The following is a 571-nucleotide window of genomic DNA, read 5'->3' as shown; positions in this document are numbered from 1 at the left end:
CCTCCGGCAGCGCCCGCAGCATCGACAGGATCGGCGTGATCCCGATGCCGCCGGCCACGAAGACGTACGACTCCGCCGCGACCAGCGGAAACCGGTTGCGCGGCCCGCGCACCTCCAGCTCCGTGCCCTCCTGCACCTGCTCGTGCACCTCCCGCGACCCGCCCCGCCCGTCCGGCACCAGCCGCGCGGCCACCGTGTACGACGAGGTGTCCTCCGGGTCCCCGCACAGCGAGTACTGCCGTACGAGACCCGACGGCAGCACCAGGTCCAGATGGGCGCCCGGCTCCCAGTGCGGCAGGCCGTGCCCCTCCAGCCGCAGCTGGACCACCCCGTCGGCGATCTCCTCGCGCGCGGTGGCGAGCAGGGCGGCACCCGCGACGAGAGCGACGGTCCTCAGCTTCGGCGTCGGCATCAGGCGGCGCTCCTCTTCTCCGCGGCGAGGGCGGCCACGGCGGCGGGGGAGGAGGCGAGGTAGGCGATCGCCTGCTCGGTGGAACCCTCCTGCGAGGGGTGGTAGTCGCGGCTCAGGTAGCGCGGGACGGACTTCAGCATGTCGCCCGTCGACGGCAGC

General features: G+C 74.1%; 1 protein-coding gene and 1 pseudogene. Both read right to left on the bottom strand.

All coding sequences use genetic code 11. The features are described 5' to 3' along the window. The coding region (locus tag CCN42_RS44730; protein WP_422641186.1) for a ferredoxin reductase at positions 1 to 412 on the bottom strand (412 nt) is incomplete at its 3' end. Then, positions 412 to 571: pseudogene (locus CCN42_RS44725) on the bottom strand (metal-dependent hydrolase); the annotation flags it as partial. The pseudogene CCN42_RS44725 and the gene CCN42_RS44730, both read right to left, overlap by 1 nt.

The organism is Streptomyces glaucescens (assembly GCF_002154375.1).
GTDB lineage: Bacteria > Actinomycetota > Actinomycetes > Streptomycetales > Streptomycetaceae > Streptomyces > Streptomyces glaucescens.
This window is presented reverse-complemented; position numbering and strand designations above follow the sequence as displayed.